The following is an 18,353-nucleotide window of genomic DNA, read 5'->3' on the forward strand; positions in this document are numbered from 1 at the left end:
GATCCCGCGTCGTGCGGAACGAGAACAGGTTGTCGGTCCAGTGGTGGACCGACAGAACGCGCTCCTCGTAGAACTTGCTCATCGACGGATCAGTCCTCGCTCAGGCGGACGCCGGGTCGGCAGTTCCGAACAGGTCGAGCAGCTTGGCGTCGCGGCCGTCCCACGCCGCGGCGTCGTCGGCCGGCTCGGTCCTCTCGGTGATGTTGGGCCAGAGATCGGCGTACTTGGCGTTGAAGGTCTTCCAGCCCGCCATACCCGGTTCTGTGTCGGCCTTGATGGCGTCGGCCGGGCATTCCGGCTCGCAGACACCGCAATCGATGCACTCGTCCGGGTTGATCACCAGCATGGTCTCGCCGACGTAGAAGCAGTCGACCGGGCAGACCTCGACGCAGTCGGTGTACTTGCAGCGGATGCAGTTCTCGGTGACGACATAGGTCATGACTTCGCACCTCGGCGCAGGGGTCAGAGCAGCGCGGGGAGATCCTGGCCCTCGAGATCGATCGCCAGCCCCTTCATCGCCTCGGCGCTGACCTCGCCCCCCATCGCGCGGAGGCTCTCCTCGCGGATCAGCGACATCAGCCCCCGGCGCAGGCCCAGGAACTCGGACGACAGGGTCAGGGCCGGCTGGCGCGGGCGGGGCAGGGGCACCACGATTTCGGCCTTGATGCCCCCGGGTCGGGCGGTCATCACGTAGACGCGGTCGGAGAGGAAGATCGCCTCGTCGATGTCGTGGGTCACGAACAGCACCGAGATCTTCAGGCGCTGCCACATGTTGGTGAGGATCTGCTGCATGATCAGCCGCGTCTGCGCGTCCAGGGCGCCGAACGGCTCGTTGAGCAGCAGGATGCGCGGGCCGGTGGCGAGCGCGCGCACGATGCCGACGCGCTGCTTCATCCCGCCCGACAGCCGGTCCGGATAGTGGTTCTCGAACGCCGTGAGCCCGGCGAGGCCGAGGAGCGTCCGCGCCTGTCGCTCGCGCTCGCTGCGCCGGACGCCCTTCATCTTCAGGCCGAACTCGACGTTCTCGCGCACCGTCTTCCAGGGAAAGAGTGAGTATTGCTGGAAGATCATGCCGCGATCCGCGCTCGGTCCCGCGATCGCCTCGCCGTCGACGGTGACCCGCCCGGACGACGGCTTGAGGAAGCCGGCCAGCGCGTTGAGCAGCGTCGACTTCCCGCAGCCCGAGGGCCCGATGATCGACACGAACTCGCCGGGATGGACGGTGAGCGAGGCGTTCGAGACGGCCTCGACGGACCCCTCCATCGTCTCGTAGCGCAGGCAGAAGTCGCTGACCTCGATCAGGCCCCGGCTCGATTCGGCCATGGCAAGCTCCCGATTGGTGACGCGCGTGGAGGACCGGTCCGGCGAGGGCCGCGCCGGGCGGCGGGCGGAGGCCTAGCGGGCCGCGGACCAGGGCATGACGAGGCGGCCCACGAGACGGATCGCGAAGCTGGAGCCGAGGCCGAGCAGCCCGATCGTGATCATGCCGAGGGCGATGTCTGGGTACTGGACTAGCGAGTAGGCTTCCCAGGTGAAGTAGCCGATGCCGAACTGGCCGGAGATCATCTCGGCGGCGATCAGCGAGACCCAGGCCACGCCCATTCCGACCGTCAGCCCGGTGAAAATCTGCGGCAGCGAGGCCGGCAGGTAGACTTCGCGGAACACCGCCGCCTCGCGGGCGCCGAGGCAGCGTGCGGCCCGCACCAGGACCGGGTCGACCTGGACCATGCCCTGAAGGGTGTTGATCAGGATCGGGAAGAACGAGCCCAGGAAGGTGATGAAGACGATCGAGCCCTCGTTGGTCGGCCAGAGCATGATCGCCATCGGCACCCAGGCGATCGCCGGGATCGGCCGCAGCACCTCGCAGATCGGGAAGGCGATCTCGCGCAGGAGGCGGTAGCGCCCCATGAGGAGCCCGAGCGGCACGGCGACGCCGCCGGCCAGGAGAAATCCGAAGAGGATCCGGCGGCAGGAGATGAGCACGTGGTCGCCGAAGTTCGGGCTGCGCAAGGCTATCGCCGCGCGGTCCACGACGTCCATCGGCGTCGGGATGTTCAGGAACCGCACGTAGAGGGTCACGCGGTTCGCGGTCAGATACTGCCAGAGCGCGACGAACAGGATCAGGGAGGTGAGCCCGATCAGCGCGGCTCGGAACGCGCCGTGATGCAGCCGCAGCCAGCGGCGGACGCGGCCGGTCGCGGGGCGGGTGGACGCGGCCGGCGGCGGGAGGGGCGCCGCCCGCGGCGGGCGCGACTCGGCGGCGGGCCGGAGAGCGACAGCTTCCATGCGGTTCTAGCCTCCCGTCACAGCGGCCTTCAGGGCCTCGTCGTAGGGCATCACCGTGCCGCCGCCCCGCGCCGCGGCCTCGGCGTCCTGCTTCAGCAGGAACGGCGCGATGCCGCCCTTGCCGTCGACGACGTAGAAGGCCTCCCGGGCGAACAGCTTGATGCCGCGGGCCGTGTCGAAGACGTAGGCGACGTCGACGGCCTGCCCCTTGGACTTCATCTCGTTCAGCGCGCCGAGCGTGCAGGCCGCGCTCGCGTAGGGCTGGATCGCCCCGCCCTTCACCCAGATCTCGCCGGCCTTGCGCGGCTCGGTGACGGGCCTCTTGCAGTACGTGTCCTCGCCGCGCACCTCGTAATTGGCGGTGCTCGCGCGCTGCTGCGCGTAGTCCAGGCCGCGCTCGGCGAAGACCTTGCGCAGCGGCCCGTCGTCGACCCACGGACCGACGTCGAACGCCTTGATCCGGTCGAGCCGCTGCAGGACCTTGACGTCCTCGCGGGCGGCCTCGACCAGCTGCGGCTTGATCGTGGGATCGACGGTCATGATCCCGCCGGGCCCGAGGAAGATGTAGACCACCTCCTTGTCGGTGCCGGTCCAGGCCGCGATCTGCTCGGCGGCGCGCTTCGGATCGGCCTTGACCCAGGCGTCGGCGTCGAGGACGGCCTTCAGGTAGGCCTCGACGATCTCGGGGTAGCGGTCGGCGAAGTCGGAGCGCACGACCACGCCGTGCCAGGTCGGGAGGTTGGTCTCGACGCCATCGAACACTTTGCGCGCGAAGCCGCGGAACGGCAGAAGTTCGGCGAAGGGGACGAAATCCGCGTGCGCGTCGATCTTCCGTTCCTGGAGATTGGTCGAGCCGACCTCCGGGCTCTGGCTGACCAGGCGGAAATAGGTGGCCGGGTAGCCCTTGTCCTGCAGCGCCTTCAGGACCATCCCGTGGGCCGCCGACCCGAAGGGCACGCTGACGACCTTGCCTTTCAGATCCTCGAAAGAGAAGTATTCGGAAGCCTTGTTGACCACGATCCCGTTGCCGGATCCGTGGAGATTGTAGGCGGCGACCGCGATCAGCCGCGATTGGCTCTCGGGATTGTTCTGGAACGTCGCGCCGTTGACGACGAGCGGGTAATCGCCCATCGCGCCGAACTGCAGCTTCCCGGCCATCATACCGTTCGTGACCGGCGGCCCGGACGTGAAGTTCTGCCAGTCGAGCTGGATGGTCGTGCCGGCGTACTTGCCGGTCTTGGGCAGGTACTTCTCCAGCAGCTTGAGCTGGCGGATCACCACGCCGACCGTCGCGGTGTTGGTCGTCGTGTCCTGCGTGCCGATGCCGACGGTGAGGGTCTCGGCGCGGGCCGGTGCCCCGATCCCGACGCCCGCCAGCGCGAGGGACGCGAGAGCGGAGACCGATCTGAGCCCGGGAAATCGTCCAGTCATCGCCCGCTCCAACATTTCGGCCCGATGTCGCGAAGACATCGACGGCATGATCGGGCGCTGCGGCGCGTCCGATCAAATGCCGAGGACGCCTGCGGGTCGATTAGTTGCGCAAAAAAGTCGAGCGGCTCCGGATGTGCTGCAGTTTTGTGCGGGACGCTCGCGTTTTAGGCGCATTCCTCGCCGCCGCGCATCGCCGCGAGGATGTCGGGACGCAGCACGACGATCTGCGTGCGCCGCGTGACGAGGACGCCCTGCTCCGAGAGCCGCTTCAGGCTGATCGTCACCCATTGCCGTGTGGCGCCGACCATGTGGGCGAGGTCGGCGTGCGTGAAGGTCGCCGCGATCACCGTCCCGTCCTCCTCCGCGACGCCGTAGAGGTCGCACAGGTGCAGGAGCAGGTGGGCGAGGCGCTCGGTGATCGAGCGAGTCCCGAGCATCTGGGCCAGGGTCGAGTAGCAGCGGCCCTTGAAGGTCAGGCCGTCGATCACCCCGATCGCGAGGGCCGGGATCTGCGTCACGAGCTGCCGGAGCGCCTTGGCCGGCAGGTGCAGCACGCTGGAATTGCTCGCCGCCATGCCCGACCATTTGTGGAGGCCGGCGCCGAACACGTCGGGACCGCCGACGAAGTTGCCGGGGTACCAGTAGGCCAGCGTGATCTCGCGACCGGACGGCGCGGCGTAGAAGACCCGGATGCGGCCGCTCTCGATGATCCAGATCCCGTCGTTGGGCGTCTCCTGGGTGAACAGGGTCGCGCCGCGGTAGAGCACGCGGCGCCGGCCCTTCTCCAGCACGAGGGCGACCTCGCGCTCGGTCAGCCCGTCGAGGAGAGGGCGCTGCCCGGTTCCGGCCTTGGGCGCGGCCTCGGACAGCAGGAGGGCGCTCGCCTGGGTCTGGAGCCCTGCCGGGGCCTGAGACGGGCGTATCGGCGCCGTGGTCTGCATTGCCGCCTCCAGCATCCTACCTGCCGCGGCGCAGCAAACCCTGTACCAGCTCTAAACTGGCCGCCGGCACCGGCAGCGTCTGGATATCGCGGAGCCGAGCGGACGTGAAGCGGCGCCGCACCCGGAGGATGCGGCGCCGCGACGAGGCCGAGACGGCCGGATCGATCAGGGGCGTCCCTGACAGCGTCCGATCGCCCACTGGATGAGCTTGCGCACGTCGGGATCGGGATCGTTGGCGGCCGCCTCGAGGGCCGAGAGGCCCCGCGGGTCGGCGATCTCGCCGAGGGCCGCGGCCGCCTCCTTGCGCAGGTTGCTGACCTCCGAGGTCAGCGCCCGTCCCAGGATCTCGACGGCCGCCGGCGCCCGGATCCGGCCCAGGGCATTGGCCGCCTTGGTGCGGACCTGCCAGACGGGATCGTCCATCACGGCGATCAGGGGCGCCGTCGCCTCGGGCAGCCGGATCTTGGCGCAGGAGACGGCCGCCTCCTCGCGAACCTGCCAGTGCTCGTCGGACAGGCCGGCGATCAGCGTGCCGATGCCCGGACCGCCGGTGCGCAGGAAGACCAGCGCCGCCATCGTGGCGCGCCGGACCGTCGGGTCGGGATCGCCCGCGGTGGCGATCAGCGCCGGCAGCGCCTCCTCGGCCTTGAGGTAGCCGATGACGCCGAGACCTTCGCGGCGCACCTCCGGGGACGGGCTCTGGAGCGCCTTCAGCGCGGCCGACAGGGCGTCCGGCAGGACGAGCTCGCGCAGGGCCCGCAGGGCAGAGGCCTGCACGAACGGGTCGGTGTGCGCGGCGCGCTCGATCAGGAGCGGCCCGCAGGCCGGCTCCTTCTTCTCGGCCAGGGTATCGGCGGCAGTGCGGCGCACGGCCTCGTCGTCGTCCTCCAGGGACCGCACGAGGCCCTCGACGACGTCCGCGCCGTCGTGCTCGTCCAGCGCCTTGGCCGCCGCGGCGCGGACGGCTGCGTCCGGATCGCCGAGGCCCTTGAGGAGCAGGACCTTCGCCGCGGGGCCGACGGCCTCGGCGAGCTCCATCATCGCGACGCGCCGGACGCCGGCGTCGGCACTCGCGCAGCGCTCGGCCACGTCGTCGAGATCGTCGTCGAAGGAATCGAACACGGGGCTCATGGTCGGCCTCAGCGCAGCAGGTAGGGAATATTGACCTTGACCGCGTTCGTCGGGCAGTCGACCTCGCAGGGCATGCAGTACCAGCACTCGTCGTACTTCATGTAGGCCTTCTGCCGGGTCTCATCGATCGCGAGGATGTCGAGCGGGCAGACGTCGACGCAGACGCGGCAGCCCTTCTCGGCGATGCACTTGGCGTCGTCGATGACGACCGCGGCGCTGCTGGCCTGATTGATGATCGGCATGGATCGATCTCCGGTACGGGGCGGGATTACTCGGCGGCGGCCGGCGTCTTGATGCGGAGCTGGTGGTAGGCGCCCATCTCCTCGGCGGCGACCGGCACGATGAACGGGTCGACGGCGCGCTTCGCGTGGGCCATCCGGCCCTGGCCGTCCTTGAACAGGACCGTGTGGCAGGCCCACTCGGCGTCGTTCGTCTCGGGATAGTCGACGCGCAGGTGGTAGAAGCCCCAACGGCTCTCGGTGCGGTAGAGCGAGGCCGCCGCCGCCATGTCGGCGCAGTCGAGGATCGTCTGCATCTCGAGCGCCCGGTGCAGCTCGTGCGGGTCGCGGGCGCAGAGCAGGTCGAGGTCCTCGCGGATCTCGGCGAAGCGGCGCTGGCCGAGCTCCATCTTCGCCGTCACCTTCGGCGGCTCGAGATAGTCGTTCACCAAGCGGCGGGTCTTGAACTCCATCTCGTGCGGGGTGAGCCCGTCGACGCGCCGGGTCGGCGCCAGCACCCGTTCGCGCTCGACGGCGATGTCCGCCGGGTCATGGTCGGCGAGGGCGTTGGCCGTGCAGTAGGCGGCGGCGTCGGCCCCGGCGATGCCGCCGTTCACGAAGGCGCCCAGCATGTAGTTGTGCGGCACGCTCGCCATGTCGCCGACCGCGTAGAGGCCGGGGACCGTCGTGCGCGCGAACTCGTCGACGAAGACGCCCGAGGCCGAGTGGCCCGAGCAGAAGCCGATCTCGGAGATGTGCATCTCCACGGGACGCTGGCGGTAATTGGTGCCGCGCCGCTCGTGGAAGCGTCCGCGGGAGGGGCGCTCGTTCGAGTGCAGGATCGTCTCGATCTCGGAGATCGTCTCCTCGCGCAGATGGTCCATCTTGAGGAAGACCGGGCCGTTGCCGCCCTGCAGCTCGCGCCAGAACTCGAGCATCATCTGTCCGGACCAGTAATCGCACTCGATGAAGCGCTCGCCGCGATTGTTGGCCGTGTATCCGCCGAATGGGCCGGTGACGTAGGCGCAGGACGGGCCGTTATAGTCCTTGATCAGCGGGTTGATCTGGTAGCACTCGAGGTTCGCGAGCTGCGCGCCCGCGTGATAGGCCATCGCGTAGCCGTCGCCGCAATTCGCCGCGTTCTCGTAGGTCCCGAACAGGTACCCGGAGGCCGGCAGGCCGAGGCGGCCGGCGGCCCCGCAGGCGAGGATCACCGCCTTGGCCTTCACCACCAGGAATTCGGAGGTGCGGGTGTTGACGCCGATCGCTCCGGCGATGCGCCCGTCCGCGCCCTTGAACAGGCGCGTCGCCATGTACCGGTTCGTCACGCCGACCTGGAGGCGGCGGAGCTGCCGGTAGAGGACCTTCTTGACGTTGTGCCCTTCCGGCATCGGCAGCACGTAGGTCCCCATGTGGTGGACCTTGCGCATGTTGTACTCGCCGGAGCCGTCCTTCTCGAATTTGACCCCGAGCTTGTCGAGGTACTGGATCATCGGGAACGACCCCTGCGCGTAGGCCATCACCGCCTTCTGATTGACGATGCCGTCGTTCGCGACGGTGATCTCCTTCACGTACTGCTCGGGGGTGGCGTAGCCCGGGACGACGGCGTTGTTCAGCCCGTCCATGCCCATGCTGATCGCGCCCGAGCGCTTGACGTTGGCCTTCTCCATCAGGACGACCCGGAGCTTCGGATCGGCTTCCTTGGCCTTGATCGCGGCCATCGGGCCGCCGGTGCCGCCGCCGATCACCAGGATGTCGGTCTCGATAATCTCGGTCTTCGTCGCGGATTCGAACGCGTTCATGGCAAGATCTCGCGTCAGGTCAGGGGCGGGGCGTGTGGGATCGCCGGAGGATCGGATCGCGCGGTCAGGCGGCCTGCGCGGCGTCGGGCGGGTCGTCGACGGCCTCGGCGACGAGGGCGCGCAGGTAGGACCAGGGGAAGATCCCGCGGGCGTGGCCGTCGGAGAACGCGATGTGGACGGCGTAGCCGCCCATCGGTTCGACCCGCGCGACCGCGATGTCGGCGGCGGCCTGAGGAAAGCGTCGCTCGACCCGGTCACGGGTGCACCACGCGCAGCGGCAGCGCAGCCGCAGCCGCTCCGCCGACAGCGTCGCGGTCAGCCCGTCGCGCCATTGCAACCGGAGGCCGGTCCCGCCGCGCGCGAGGGTGGCGGCCTCCGGGATCGCCTCGGGATCGAACGGGGGCGGGTTCGGAACCCCGGTCGCGTGGTGTGCCATCCGCTCCTCCTCTGTGCCGGCGTCACAGAAGCCGAGGGGCGGGCGATCCGACAGCAATTAGTTGCTCAGAATCTCAGTCAGGCCGCCGGCCGTGGCGACACCGACCGGCTCGGAGACCGGAGCCGGGTCGTCGGCCGCGGCTGCCCGCGGACAGCGACCGTCCGGTGATCCGGACCTACGGCTCGGTCGTCTTCGACTCGGGCCCGCAGATGCCCCTGAGTGCCGTCCAGGCGGCGCCGGACAGGATCTGGCGTTCGGCCGCCCCAGAGCCCGCCTGGGCGCGGATCGCGGCGGCGCGCTCGCGCGTGAAGGGATGGCTGCGCAGCAGGTCCAGCACGTCGCTCTTCCCGTCGTGCTTGTCCCTGGCGATGCGCTCGAGGATGTCGGCGAGCGCCGCGCCGTTGCCGCCCGCGCGGGTCATGAGGTCGACCGCGTAGGCGTCCGCCGCCCGCTCGGCGTCGCGGCTGTAGCCGGCCGAGAGCACCGCGTCGCCCAGCGCGATGATGATGGTCGAGCCGGTCAGGTCCCCCAGGACGAGGCTCAACAGGAACGAGGTGCCCGACGCCCGGATGAGGGAGCGGGTCGGATCGCGTCGGCGGACGTGGCCGAGCTCGTGCGCCAGGACCGCCGCGGCCTCGTCGGCCGAGCGCGCCCGCGCGATGAGGCTCGAGAGCACGATCACGCGGGCGCCCGGCAGGGCGAAGGCGTTGGCCGTGCCGTGCCGGCGCACGCTCACGGCCACCTCGGGAGGCAGCGAGCCCTCCGCCCGACCGGCCGCGACGAGGCGGGCCACGAGCGTGTCGAGCGCCGCGCGGCCGGCCGGTTCCGCGCAGGCCGGCGGGTCGCCGAGGAAGCGCAGGACCTGCGGTTCCGCCACCGCCCCGAGCCGCGACTCGGCCGCGTCCGGCACCATCGGGGCCAGCAGCCCGGCGATCTGCGGGACGCCGAAGACCGCCACGAGCAGGACCGAGAGACCGGCCGCGAGAGACCAGAGCACGAGCCGCACCGTGCCGCCCGAGCGCTCCCGGCGATGGAGGTCCGGGCAGCGCGCCGCGAGCGCGGCGGCGAGCGTCGCGTCCGAGAACTCCACGCGGACCGGCTCGCCGGCCGGACCGATCCGCATCAGCGGCGGCACGGAGACGGCGGCGCGCAGGTCGAGCAGGTTCCAGTCCTGGGCGATTCCGGGCCCGGAGACGCGGAAGCGGTCGTCGAGGCGCAGCGCGACGGGATGTGCCCGCGCGCTGACGCCGTCGAAGTAGCGGCCCTCGACCTCGATCGGCGTCGCGTCGACCGCCTGGGAAGCGCGGGTCAAGCGTCAGAAGCCGATCTGGAGCGCGCCTCCGACGTCGAGCGCGTCGGCGAGGCCCTCCTGCAGACCGCTGCCGGCACCGCGGGACGAGGCGAGGACGGCATCCAGGGCTTCGGGATCCGTCACGGTCGTGCTCGTCGCGACCGCCGCCCACAGGCGGGCCTGCACCACGCGCACGTAGAGCACCGCGAAGAGCGGCGCGCCGACCAGGTAGATGACGACGACGAGCCAGTGGAGCATGCTGAGATCGCCCGCCGCCCGTGCGGCGAAGATCAGCAGAGCCGCGACGAGGCCCAGCACCACCAGGAAGCCCAGGAGCGACAGCATGTAGACGATATACGGCCAGTAGAACTGCCGCGCCTTCAGGCTCGAGGTGAGGCGGGCGTGACCGAGGCTGGCGGCCCCCATGAACGCCCGCGTCTCGCGGGCGCGGTAGTACGGGAGCAGGAGCAGCGCCGCGGGCACGCAGATGGCGGCCACGAAGCCCATCGCCTGGAGGAGAATGCCGATCTTCGAGGCCGCGTAGGCGGGGTTGAGGATCGTCTGGCCGGCCTTGCCGCCGGGCTTCGGTACCAGGAGGTCCGTGGGCAGCGAGAAATCCGTCGCGACCAGGAGGGCGATGCCGAGCCCGATCAGCGGCCCCAGCCCGATTACGTACAGCAACAGCCAGGGGCCGAGCACGCTGCGTCCCCGCGCCGTCGAGTGCATCCTGCTGGTCCCGACCAGGGTGTGGTCGATGCGGTAGCGTTCCAGGCTCGCCCGCATGAACGGGAAGGCCAGGCCGAAGGTGACGAGCGTGAGCAGCCACCAGCCGCCCGCGCGGGCCGCGTAGGCGAGGCCCGAGCCGTCCTGCCCGAGGCGGATGCCGCGCCAGAGCGTCCGCATCGCGCGGTAGCGGCGCCCGCGGTAGATCGCGAATTGTCCCAGCAGGAACAGGAACACGAAGGAGATCACCACCGAGAACGGGGCGAGCGCGGGCGCGACGAGCGAGAGCGCGAACAGCGCGACGTAGATCGGCACGAGGATCGCGAGCGCCACGAGGAAGCCGAGGAACAGTTCCTTGCCCGTGCCGGTATACTCGGCGGGCGAGCCGTCGAGCGCGGTGCGCTCCCAGAAGAAGCGGCGCAGATTGGTGACGTACCAGAATCTGTAGATGCCGAAGGTCACGATCGAGAGCAGAAAGCCCTTCAGCGCCAGCCAGGTGAGACCTTTGACCCGCGGGTCGAAGGTTACGGCGGCCACGCGCGTGCCCGGAGCGCCGCTCCGCGTGTCGAACTGGGTGCCGGTTGCCAAATTCATGGGTCCGTCGATCGTCCCGCCGCGTTTCGCGGCCAGACACTAGGAAGGAAGGCCTGCGCTGACCAGTTCCGCGCGGCCGCAATTCTGTCCCGTCCCCGCAATGTCGTGCAGCGACCGCTCGAAATGCGGGGCGTCGTTAACGCGCGGTCTCCGGTTGCCGGACACGCTTTGCCGGGCGATGCGACCGAACCGCTTCGACGGCGTGCGCACCGCGTCCGGCCGCCGTTGGGCGCGTCCCTAGCCCAGGACCGACAGAGCGGCCGCGAGGTCGGCGACCAGATCGTCCGGGTGCTCGATCCCGATCGACACCCGGATGGTCGCGTCCGTGATCCCGAGCCGGTCGCGCACCGCCTTCGGCACGCCGGAATGGGTCGTGGAGGCCGGGTGGCTGGCGAGCGACTCGGTTCCGCCCAGGCTGACGGCGAGCTTGAACAGCTGGAGGCCGTTGAGAACCCGGAACGCCTCGGCCTCGCCGCCGACGATGTCGAACGAGAACGTCGAGCCCGGCGCCGCGCACTGCTTGGCGTAGACCTGCGCCTGCCGCGATCCCGGCTCGAGATGCGCGAGATGGTGGATCCGCGCCACCTTCGGATGCGCCGCCAGCATCCGGCCGACGATCTCGCCGTTGCGGTTGGCGGCGCTCATCCGCAGCGACAGGGTCTCGAGCGAGCGCCCGAGCATCCAGCAGGAATGCGGGTCGAGACCGGTCCCGATCGCCGAGCGCAGAAGCCGCACCGGCTTCATCCGCGCCGCCGAGCCGAGGGCGGCGCCGGCGATCAGGTCCGAGTGGCCGCCGACATACTTCGTCAGGGAGTAGACCGAGATGTCGGCGCCTTCGCGCAGCGGGTGCTGGAAGAGGGGCCCGAGCAGGGTGTTGTCGCAGACGACGACCGGCGCCTCGCCGCCCTGCCGGGCGCCGATCTCCTCGGCGACCGCCCGGACGAGGCCGAGGTCGACGAGGGTGTTGAGCGGGTTCGAGGGGGTCTCGACCATGACGACGCTGACGCGTCCCGCGCCCGCCGCGCGGTCGGCCGCGGCGCGCACGCTCGCCGGATCGGTGCCGTCGGAGAACCCGAACGGCGCGATGCCGAATCCGGCCAGGGTCTTGGCGATCAGGGTCTCGGTGCCGCCGTACAGGGGTTGCGAGTGCAGGATCGCGTCGCCGGGCCGCGCGAAGGCCAGGATCGTGGTGGCGATCGCCGACATGCCGGAGGAGAAGACCAGCGCGGCCTCGGCCTCCTCGAAGACGGCCAGCCGGTCCTCGACGATCTCGCTGTTCGGGTGATTGAAGCGCGAGTAGACCAGCCCCGCCGCCTCGCCGACCGGCGGTTCGCGCCGTCCCGAGACGTAGTCGAAGAAGGCTTTGCCGTGCTCGGCCGAGGTGAACACGAAGGTCGATGTCAGGAAGACCGGCGGCTTCACCGCGCCCTCGGACAGGGCCGGGTCGTAGCCGTAACCGAGCATCAGCGTCTCGGGGCGGAGCGGGCGGTTGCCGAGCGCCTTCCGGTGGTAGCGGTCGTCGGACATGCTGGCCTCGCTCCGACAGGCCCCCAGCCCGGGTCTGGGCAGCCCGGTTGCGCTCTGACTCCGGGATCCCGGACGCGGGAGCATGGCACAGGCAGGGCCGCTACGGAACGTCGCCGCGGTCCCGACGCGCCGCGGCGGAGGGCGGCCTCGGGTCTCAGCCGGACCGCGCCGCGCCGCCCGAATCCAAGCGCTCCAGGACGCGGGCGACGTCGGCCGTCGTCATCTCCCACTCGTTCTGGAAGTTGGCCACGACGCCGCGCATGAAGCGCGGTTGCAGGCGCTCCGCCTCCGCCGCGTCGCCGAGATGATCCACCAGGATCGCGTAGGCGAGCTGCGAGGGCTCGGGACCCTCGTAGCTCCACTCGAAGCCGTTCCGGGAGTAGCACTTGGCCTCGGCCCGATCCGGCAGCGGCGCCCCGTTCACCGTGACGACGATCCCGTCGATCGTCCGGTCCCCGGCATAGACCTTGTCCATCACCGCGCCTCCCGGATCCGGTGGCGCGGGGTGCGGCCGTCGGAGCGGTTGCGCATCACCTCGGGGAAGATCCAGAGGCTGACCACCATGAACGGGCCGAGGAAGGCCACGGCCCAGCGCGGCCCGGTCTGGCCGAGATGGCCCATGTAGAACCAGCCGGCGAGCGCCGCGAGCGCGACGGCGACCGACAGGCCGAACTTGATCGGAAACGGCATCGGATCCCTCCCGGATCGCGCGTGCGGGTCAGAGGACGAAGACGGCGCCGACCTGCTGCAGCAGGCCGAGGGCGCCGCAGAGGGCGGCGAGCACGATCGCCAGGCCCGCAACGCCGTCGCGCCAGCGCTGGGGCCAGACGTTGAACAGGCCGGGCGCGAACAGGATGGCGAAGCCGCCCACGATCACGAGGCTCGACCAGCGGAGTTCGGCGACCCCGTAGGCGAGCATCCCGCCGGTCAGCGCCGCGAGCAGGAGGACGTTGGCCGCGATCAGCGCGAGGCCGAGGGGGCGCGCCCTCAGGTCGGGCCGGGTCTCCAGCGGAAACATCCCGGCCAGCACGTAGAAGCCGGTGCAGGCGACCCCGGCGAAGAGGGCGAACCACGCGAGCGCGGCGACGTTCGGTTCGATCATGTCCATGGCGGCGTTCCGGGCTGCTCGTCAGTCTAGGCGGCGGGTTACGCGGCGGGTCACTCGGCGGGCTGCATGGCCCGGGGCTCGGGGGCACCGGGCGTGCGCGCGGTCTTGCGCATGTCGGTCTTCACGTGGCGCGTGTCGTAGCCGTTGAAGAGCGTTCCGATGAGACCGCGGTTCAGGTCCGAGGTGCCGAACAGCCAGTCCATGATCGGGAAGGTCAGGTTCATGTTCCGCTCCATCATGATCGATTGGTCGTGATGGGCCGTGTGGTGCCGCCGGTTCGTGTTGATGAACGGCATGTTGCGGACGAACCAGTTCTCCTCGACGTGGCAGCAGAAGTGCATGAACTCGTAGATCATGTAGATGCTGGTCGTCGTGGTGATGAACAGCCAACCGACATTGGGCGTGAAGATGTTGCCGAGCACGATGGCGCCGGGGATCGACATCAGCGTGAACGTCGCCAGCGCGTAGGGCGGGAAGAACGTCACCCGGTAGTCCCGGTGGTCGGCGAAGCGCATCTCGTGGTCGGTGAAGAACTGGTGATGCTGCAGCGTGTGCCGATTGTAGACGGCCCGCCCGATCGGATTGCTCTGCGGCCGGTGCATCACGTAGCGGTGGAGCCACCACTCGAAGAAATTGCAGAACAGGAACACGACCGGCACGGTCGCGAGCTCGATCCAGCTCGGTGCGTGGATGTTCGAGATGTAGATGTACAGGGCCGTGACGCCGATTGTGTAGATGATCGCGATGTGCAGGAAGCCGTTGTACCAGCCGGCCACGCGCTGGCGGTAATTGGCGCGGTAGTTCCGCTGCCGCTCGCTCATGCGGGTGTTGGCGAGTTCCATGATGCGCCTCCTCGCTGGGATGGGGGTGACGCCGCGCCCCCACCGGGATCTGCCGTATTAGAGATACCGTTGATATATCAGTTGTCAGCCGGACCGGGCGGCGGCGACGTCGCCACCGTCCGGTCGGGGCCGGTCCGGTCAGTGCGAGATGGCCTCCAGGGACTTGCCCTTGGTCTCGATGCCGAGGAAACCGACGCTCGCGGCTGCGATGACGAACGAGCCGGCGCCTAGGGCGAAGACGCCGCCGTGGCCGAGCACCGGCAGGATCAGGCCGATCGCGAAGGGCCCGATGAGCGAGCCGACGCGGCCGATGGCCGAGGCGCAGCCGGCCCCGGTGGCGCGGGCCCGCGTCGGGTAGAGTTCGGGCGTGTAGGCGTAGAGCACCGACCACATGCCGAACAGGAAGAACTGCATCATCAGCCCGTAGGCGATGAGCCAGCCGAACGACGGCGAGTGACCGTACAGGTAGGCGGCGACGGCGCTGCCCAGGAGCATCAGGACCGCGGTGGGTTTGCGGCCCCAGCGCTCGACGAGGATCGCCGAGGCGATGAAGCCCGGCACGCCCGCGAGCGAGATCAGGATCGTGTAGGTGACCGACTTGGCGACGCTGTAGCCGGCCTCCTGCAGGAGCGCGCCGAGCCAGGTGGTGAGGCCGTAGAAGCCCAGCAGGGCGAAGAACCACGTCAGCCAGATCATCACCGTACGGCTGGCGTAGCCGGGGCTCCAGAGTTCGAGGAACGAGAAGCGCCGCTCGCCCCGCGCCGGCTCGGGCAGGACGGTCGGCTCCGGAAGCGGACGCCCGTCGAGGCGCAGGGCGACCTGCCGCTCGATCTGCGCCATCACCCGGTCCGCCTCCGCGTGCCGGCCGCGGTCGGCGAGCCAGCGGGGCGATTCCGGCACGAGGAAACGGATCACGAACAGGAACAGCGCCGGCATGGCCTGCGCGAGGAAGACAGCGCGCCAGTCGAAATAGCTGAGCAGCACGTAGCTGAGGCAGCCGGCCGCGATGAAGCCGAGCGGCCAGAACCCTTCCATGATGGCGAGGTAGCGGCCGCGCTTGGCGGTCGGCAGGAACTCCGAGACGATGGCGAGCGCCACCGGGAACTCCATGCCCATGCCGAAGCCGAGCAGCAGGCGGGCGTAGCCCAGCATCGTCGCGTCCGGGGCGTAGGCGCACCAGAGGCTGCCGAGCCCCCAGAACACCATGCTGATCTGGAAGACCACCTTCCGCCCGAACCGGTCGGCGAGCATGCCCGACAGGGCCGCGCCCGCGAACATGCCGATGAAGCTCATGCTCGAGAGCAGTCCCGCCTGGGCGGTCGTCAGGCCGAACTCGGTCTTGATCGACCCGAGGAGGAAGGTGAGCGAGCCGAGATCGATCGAATCGAAGAACCACGCCGTGGCGATGATGAGGAAGATGTTGCGCTGGAAGGCGGTCATCGGCAGCCGCTCGAGGCGCGCCGCGATCAGCGCGCCCGACCCGACCGCGGCGCGGGCGGTGGCGTCCGCGGTCGCCCGATCCGGCAGCACGCCGCCGGCGGAAATCGCTACAGGCCCTGCCATGGCTCAACCTCCCTCGCAGTTATATGCGGCGAGTCGTCATGCAGGATATTACTAAGATGCGCAAGATATATCAGACGTATGCCCTTGCGCGGTGCGCGGGCCCGCCCCATGCACGCTGATGGCGGCGTGGTGTGCGGGCCCGGCCGTGGCGGGGGTGTCGTCCATGAACTTCGTGACCGGGAAGACGACGTCCATCCGCGCCGCCGAGCCGGGCCGCAAGCGGGCGCGGAAGGCCGTGAAAGGGACGTCCCAGGAGGTGTCCCAGGAGGCCGCCCAGGAGGCACCCCATGTCGCGGGCGGCAACGACGATCTGCCCGACCTGACGCTAACCGACCGGGCCTACCAGCAGCTGGAAGAGATGATCACGACCCTGGTGCTCCCGCCCGGCCTCGTGCTCGGCGAGCAGAACCTGGTCCAACGGCTCGGGATCGGGCGGACCCCGATCCGGGAAGCCCTTCAGCGCCTCGCGCGCGACGGGCTCGTCGTGGTCATGCCGCGGCGCGGCATCCTGGTGTCGGACATCAACGTGCGCTCGCAGCTGCGGCTCCTGGAGACGCGGCGCGTCCTGGAGCGCCTGATCGCCCGCCTCGCTGCGGAGCGATCCACCCGCGAGGAGCGCGAGGTCTTCGCGGGGCTCGCGCAGGACATGCGCGACGCGGCCGCGGCGTCGGACGATCTGGCGTTCATGCGCCTCGACCGGCAGTTCAACGAGCTGATCGCGACGGCCTCGCGCAACGAGTTCGCCGTGCGCTCGCTGGAGAGCATGGCGGGCCTGTCGCGGCGGTTCTGGTACCAGCACTACAAGCAGGCGGCCGATCTGCCGCTGACCGCCAACCTCCACGCGGACGTCTGCGAGGCGGTCGCGCGTCGCGACGTCGAGGCTGCCGGCGCCGCGTCGGACAGGCTCGTCGACTACATCGAGAGCTTCGCCCGCAAGACGTTGGATCTCTGAGGTCGCGCGACGGGACCCGTGTCGGGCGGTCGGCGCGGCGGTCAGTCAGGGGAGGGGCGGGCGGCGGCCGGCGATCCGGTCCCGGCCGCCCCTCTGTCGTGACCCCTACGACGCGACGCGCGCGGAGTCTCCGAGGCGGGGTGCTTCCGGCGAGCCGGTCACGCGGGGGCTCCCAGAGCGACCGGCTGGGTCGCGCGGCGGTAGATCAGGAGCGTGGCGACGAGGCCGCACGCCCCGCCGAAGGCCATCCACAGCCCGGGGGCCGCGCGGTTGCCCGTGGCCTCGATGAGCCACGTGGAGACGAGGGGCGTGAAGCCGCCGAGGAGCGCCGTCGCCAGCGAGTAGGCGAGGGAGAAGCCGGCCGTGCGCACGCTCGCCGGGATCACCTCGGTCAGCGCCACCACCATCGCGCCGTTGTAGCTGCCGTACAGGAAGGACAGCCACAGGAGGGCGATCAGCATGTTCCCGAAGCTCGGGTTGGCCACGAGCCAGCCCAGCACCGGGTAGGCGGTGAGCAGGGTCAGCGCCGAGAACACCAGCAGGAGCGGCTTGCGCCCGATCCGGTCGGACAGGGCCCCCATGACCGGCAGCCAGAACAGGTTCGACAGGGCGGTGCAGAAGGTCACCAGAAGGCTGTCGGTGTCGGACAGCTTGAGCACGGCCTTGCCGAAGGTCGGGGTGTAGACGGTGATCGTGTAGAACGAGATCGTGGTCATGCCGACGAGCAGCATGCCGAGCAGCACGATCTGCCAGTTGCTGGCGAGCGAGCCGAACACCTCCTTCATGGAGGGGCGGTGCTTGCGCTTCAGGAACTCCTCCGTCTCCTCCAGCGACCGCCGGATGTAGAACAGGAACGGCACGATCGCGCAGCCGATGAAGAACGGGATCCGCCAGCCCCAGTCGTTCATGTCGGCGAGCGAGAGGGCGTGGTTGAGGATGTAGCCGATCACGGCGGCGAACATGACCGCGACCTGCTGGCTGCCGGACTGCCAGGACACGTAGAAGCCCTTGTTGCCGGGGGTGGCCATCTCCGACAGGTAGACGGAGACGCCGCCGAGCTCGACGCCGGCCGAGAAGCCCTGCAGCAGGCGCCCGACGAGGACCAGGAAGGGCGCGAACAGGCCGATCGTGCCGTAGCCGGGGACGAAGGCGATCAGGATCGTGCCGGCCGCCATGATGCCGAGCGTGACGATCAGCCCCTTCCGGCGGCCGATACTGTCCACGTAGGCGCCGAGGAAGATCGCACCGAGGGGCCGCATCAGGAAGCCGGCGCCGAACGTCACGAAGGTCAGCATCAGCGAGGCGAACTCGTTGCCGACCGGGAAGAAGGTCTTGGAGATGTAGGTGGCGTAGAAGCCGAACAGGAAGAAGTCGAACATCTCCAAGAAGTTGCCACTGGTCACGCGCAGGACCGTGGCGACTTTGGAACTCGACGGATGGGCCTGTATCATTGCTGTCTCCCTCAGGCGCCGGAGCGGTCGCAACCGCACGAGGGAAGCGTCGGTTCT

The 18,353-nt window shown here is 69.8% G+C and carries 19 protein-coding genes and 1 pseudogene; 1 reads left to right on the plus strand and 19 read right to left on the minus strand.

What is annotated here, in order from left to right:
- The 18 genes and pseudogenes from ASG32_RS33450 to ASG32_RS20685 all read right to left on the minus strand — a co-directional run.
- A pseudogene (locus ASG32_RS33450) lies at nt 1-82 on the minus strand (ferredoxin--NADP reductase); the annotation flags it as partial.
- Between the two features lie 18 nt (nt 83-100).
- The gene (gene fdxA / locus ASG32_RS20600) at nt 101-439 is read right to left on the minus strand and encodes a ferredoxin FdxA (RefSeq protein ID WP_056530131.1); all 339 of its coding nucleotides are present in this window, start codon (nt 437-439) and stop codon (nt 101-103) included.
- Nucleotides 440-462: 23 nt separating this feature from the next.
- Nucleotides 463-1,323, minus strand: a complete 861-nt coding sequence (locus ASG32_RS20605; RefSeq protein ID WP_056530135.1) for an ABC transporter ATP-binding protein — start codon at nt 1,321-1,323, stop codon at nt 463-465.
- Nucleotides 1,324-1,395: 72 nt separating this feature from the next.
- Nucleotides 1,396-2,286: an ABC transporter permease gene (locus ASG32_RS20610; protein WP_056530137.1), complete on the minus strand. Its 891-nt coding sequence runs from the start codon at nt 2,284-2,286 to the stop codon at nt 1,396-1,398.
- A gap of 6 nt (nt 2,287-2,292) precedes the next feature.
- Nucleotides 2,293-3,717 carry an ABC transporter substrate-binding protein gene (locus ASG32_RS20615; RefSeq protein WP_056530139.1) on the minus strand — a complete coding sequence of 475 codons (1,425 nt, stop codon included), beginning with the start codon at nt 3,715-3,717 and terminating at the stop codon, nt 2,293-2,295.
- Between the two features lie 164 nt (nt 3,718-3,881).
- The gene (locus tag ASG32_RS20620) at nt 3,882-4,658 is read right to left on the minus strand and encodes a Crp/Fnr family transcriptional regulator (RefSeq protein ID WP_020095798.1); all 777 of its coding nucleotides are present in this window, start codon (nt 4,656-4,658) and stop codon (nt 3,882-3,884) included.
- Nucleotides 4,659-4,823: 165 nt separating this feature from the next.
- Entirely contained in the window at nt 4,824-5,789 is a 966-nt protein-coding gene (locus tag ASG32_RS20630; protein WP_056530145.1) for a HEAT repeat domain-containing protein, read from the minus strand.
- Nucleotides 5,790-5,797: 8 nt separating this feature from the next.
- The gene (locus ASG32_RS20635; protein ID WP_020095796.1) at nt 5,798-6,031 is read right to left on the minus strand and encodes a ferredoxin family protein; all 234 of its coding nucleotides are present in this window, start codon (nt 6,029-6,031) and stop codon (nt 5,798-5,800) included.
- 26 nt (nt 6,032-6,057) lie between these two features.
- Nucleotides 6,058-7,809 carry a fumarate reductase/succinate dehydrogenase flavoprotein subunit gene (locus tag ASG32_RS20640; RefSeq protein ID WP_056530148.1) on the minus strand — a complete coding sequence of 584 codons (1,752 nt, stop codon included), beginning with the start codon at nt 7,807-7,809 and terminating at the stop codon, nt 6,058-6,060.
- 64 nt (nt 7,810-7,873) lie between these two features.
- Nucleotides 7,874-8,245 carry a DUF971 domain-containing protein gene (locus ASG32_RS20645; protein ID WP_042673375.1) on the minus strand — a complete coding sequence of 124 codons (372 nt, stop codon included), beginning with the start codon at nt 8,243-8,245 and terminating at the stop codon, nt 7,874-7,876.
- A gap of 175 nt (nt 8,246-8,420) precedes the next feature.
- Nucleotides 8,421-9,557 carry a M48 family metallopeptidase gene (locus tag ASG32_RS20650; protein WP_082557976.1) on the minus strand — a complete coding sequence of 379 codons (1,137 nt, stop codon included), beginning with the start codon at nt 9,555-9,557 and terminating at the stop codon, nt 8,421-8,423.
- A 3-nt stretch (nt 9,558-9,560) separates the two neighbouring features.
- Nucleotides 9,561-10,853, minus strand: coding sequence for a YjgN family protein (locus tag ASG32_RS20655; RefSeq protein WP_056530152.1), 1,293 nt, complete (start codon nt 10,851-10,853; stop codon nt 9,561-9,563).
- Between the two features lie 237 nt (nt 10,854-11,090).
- Nucleotides 11,091-12,380: a cystathionine gamma-synthase family protein gene (locus ASG32_RS20660; protein WP_056530156.1), complete on the minus strand. Its 1,290-nt coding sequence runs from the start codon at nt 12,378-12,380 to the stop codon at nt 11,091-11,093.
- A gap of 154 nt (nt 12,381-12,534) precedes the next feature.
- A complete protein-coding gene (locus ASG32_RS20665; RefSeq protein ID WP_020095790.1) occupies nt 12,535-12,855 on the minus strand; it encodes a DUF6166 domain-containing protein in 321 nt (106 codons plus the stop codon).
- Nucleotides 12,855-13,070, minus strand: a complete 216-nt coding sequence (locus tag ASG32_RS20670; protein ID WP_020095789.1) for a hypothetical protein — start codon at nt 13,068-13,070, stop codon at nt 12,855-12,857. The genes ASG32_RS20665 and ASG32_RS20670 overlap by 1 nt, the downstream gene beginning before the upstream one ends.
- 28 nt (nt 13,071-13,098) lie before the next feature.
- Nucleotides 13,099-13,488, minus strand: coding sequence for a hypothetical protein (locus tag ASG32_RS20675; RefSeq protein ID WP_056530159.1), 390 nt, complete (start codon nt 13,486-13,488; stop codon nt 13,099-13,101).
- 50 nt (nt 13,489-13,538) lie between these two features.
- Nucleotides 13,539-14,330 (minus strand): sterol desaturase family protein, encoded by a 792-nt coding sequence (locus tag ASG32_RS20680; protein WP_056530161.1) that lies wholly within the window; start codon nt 14,328-14,330, stop codon nt 13,539-13,541.
- Between the two features lie 138 nt (nt 14,331-14,468).
- Nucleotides 14,469-15,893, minus strand: a complete 1,425-nt coding sequence (locus tag ASG32_RS20685; RefSeq protein WP_056530164.1) for an MFS transporter — start codon at nt 15,891-15,893, stop codon at nt 14,469-14,471.
- A 163-nt stretch (nt 15,894-16,056) separates the two neighbouring features.
- Here ASG32_RS20685 and ASG32_RS20690 point away from each other — a divergent pair, with 163 nt between their 5' ends.
- A complete protein-coding gene (locus tag ASG32_RS20690) occupies nt 16,057-16,845 on the plus strand; it encodes a GntR family transcriptional regulator (protein WP_056530194.1) in 789 nt (262 codons plus the stop codon).
- 158 nt (nt 16,846-17,003) lie between these two features.
- Here ASG32_RS20690 and ASG32_RS20695 read toward each other — a convergent pair whose 3' ends face one another.
- Nucleotides 17,004-18,296: an MFS transporter gene (locus ASG32_RS20695; protein ID WP_020095784.1), complete on the minus strand. Its 1,293-nt coding sequence runs from the start codon at nt 18,294-18,296 to the stop codon at nt 17,004-17,006.
- Nucleotides 18,297-18,353 lie beyond the last annotated feature (57 nt).

This window comes from Methylobacterium sp. Leaf361, from assembly GCF_001424445.1.
In the GTDB taxonomy this organism is placed as follows: Bacteria; Pseudomonadota; Alphaproteobacteria; order Rhizobiales; family Beijerinckiaceae; genus Methylobacterium.

Bases quoted from the DNA above. Each gene is read 5' to 3' on its own strand.
- ASG32_RS20630 (WP_056530145.1), bottom strand. From the start codon at position 5,789: ATGAGCCCCGTGTTCGATTCCTTCGACGACGATCTCGACGACGTGGCC.
- ASG32_RS20660 (WP_056530156.1), bottom strand. From the start codon at position 12,380: ATGTCCGACGACCGCTACCACCGGAAGGCGCTCGGCAACCGCCCGCTC.
- ASG32_RS20645 (WP_042673375.1), bottom strand. From the start codon at position 8,245: ATGGCACACCACGCGACCGGGGTTCCGAACCCGCCCCCGTTCGATCCC.
- fdxA (WP_056530131.1), bottom strand. From the start codon at position 439: ATGACCTATGTCGTCACCGAGAACTGCATCCGCTGCAAGTACACCGAC.
- ASG32_RS20695 (WP_020095784.1), bottom strand. From the start codon at position 18,296: ATGATACAGGCCCATCCGTCGAGTTCCAAAGTCGCCACGGTCCTGCGC.
- ASG32_RS20685 (WP_056530164.1), bottom strand. From the start codon at position 15,893: ATGGCAGGGCCTGTAGCGATTTCCGCCGGCGGCGTGCTGCCGGATCGG.
- ASG32_RS20665 (WP_020095790.1), bottom strand. From the start codon at position 12,855: ATGGACAAGGTCTATGCCGGGGACCGGACGATCGACGGGATCGTCGTC.
- ASG32_RS20605 (WP_056530135.1), bottom strand. From the start codon at position 1,323: ATGGCCGAATCGAGCCGGGGCCTGATCGAGGTCAGCGACTTCTGCCTG.
- ASG32_RS20670 (WP_020095789.1), bottom strand. From the start codon at position 13,070: ATGCCGTTTCCGATCAAGTTCGGCCTGTCGGTCGCCGTCGCGCTCGCG.
- ASG32_RS20640 (WP_056530148.1), bottom strand. From the start codon at position 7,809: ATGAACGCGTTCGAATCCGCGACGAAGACCGAGATTATCGAGACCGAC.
- ASG32_RS20675 (WP_056530159.1), bottom strand. From the start codon at position 13,488: ATGGACATGATCGAACCGAACGTCGCCGCGCTCGCGTGGTTCGCCCTC.
- ASG32_RS20615 (WP_056530139.1), bottom strand. From the start codon at position 3,717: ATGACTGGACGATTTCCCGGGCTCAGATCGGTCTCCGCTCTCGCGTCC.
- ASG32_RS20690 (WP_056530194.1), top strand. From the start codon at position 16,057: ATGAACTTCGTGACCGGGAAGACGACGTCCATCCGCGCCGCCGAGCCG.
- ASG32_RS20620 (WP_020095798.1), bottom strand. From the start codon at position 4,658: ATGCAGACCACGGCGCCGATACGCCCGTCTCAGGCCCCGGCAGGGCTC.
- ASG32_RS20635 (WP_020095796.1), bottom strand. From the start codon at position 6,031: ATGCCGATCATCAATCAGGCCAGCAGCGCCGCGGTCGTCATCGACGAC.
- ASG32_RS20655 (WP_056530152.1), bottom strand. From the start codon at position 10,853: ATGAATTTGGCAACCGGCACCCAGTTCGACACGCGGAGCGGCGCTCCG.
- ASG32_RS20680 (WP_056530161.1), bottom strand. From the start codon at position 14,330: ATGGAACTCGCCAACACCCGCATGAGCGAGCGGCAGCGGAACTACCGC.
- ASG32_RS20610 (WP_056530137.1), bottom strand. From the start codon at position 2,286: ATGGAAGCTGTCGCTCTCCGGCCCGCCGCCGAGTCGCGCCCGCCGCGG.